This is a genomic window from Streptomyces sp. AC555_RSS877 (genome assembly GCF_019049245.1).
Taxonomy (GTDB): Bacteria; Actinomycetota; Actinomycetes; order Streptomycetales; family Streptomycetaceae; genus Streptomyces.
In genome coordinates, this window is record NZ_JAGMUK010000155.1 from 1 (window position 1) to 784 (window position 784).

The window sequence follows — 784 nt, forward strand, 5'->3', positions numbered from 1 at the left end:
TGAGCTTGAGGATCGTTGTCACTGTGAAGTACGTGCCCGACGCCACTGGCGACCGGCACTTCGCCGATGACCTGACCGTCGACCGGGACGACGTCGACGGTCTGCTCTCCGAACTGGACGAGTACGCGGTCGAGCAGGCGCTGCAGATCTCGGAGAACTCCGACGACGACGTCGAGGTCACCGTCCTGACCATCGGCCCCGAGGACGCCAAGGACGCGCTGCGCAAGGCGCTGTCCATGGGCGCCGACAAGGCCGTCCACGTCGAGGACGACGACCTGCACGGCACCGACGCCATCGGCACCTCCCTGGTGCTGGCCAAGGCGATCGAGAAGGCCGGCTACGACCTGGTGATCTCGGGCATGGCGTCCACCGACGGCACCATGGGTGTCGTCCCGGCGCTGGTCGCCGAGCGTCTGGGCGTGCCGCAGGTGACGCTGCTGTCCGAGGTGTCCGTCGAGGACGGCACGGTCAAGGGCCGCCGCGACGGCGACTCCGCCTCCGAGCAGCTGGAAGCCTCCCTGCCGGCCGTCGTGTCGGTCACCGACCAGTCGGGCGAGGCGCGTTACCCCTCCTTCAAGGGCATCATGGCGGCCAAGAAGAAGCCGGTTCAGTCCTGGGACCTGTCCGACCTGGACATCGAGGCCGAGGAAGTCGGGCTGGAGGGCGCCTACACGGTCGTCGCCTCCGCGGCCGAGCGCCCGGCGCGCACCGCCGGCACGATCGTCAAGGACGAGGGCGAGGGCGGCAAGCAGCTCGCTGAGTTCCTCGCGGGCCAGAAGTTCAT

Annotated in this window: 1 protein-coding gene; it reads left to right on the top strand. The window is 69.0% G+C overall.

The genetic code is table 11. The features are described 5' to 3' along the window. On the top strand, window positions 1–784 hold a 784-nt coding region (locus KUM49_RS37935), incomplete at both ends, for an electron transfer flavoprotein subunit beta/FixA family protein (RefSeq protein WP_254402405.1).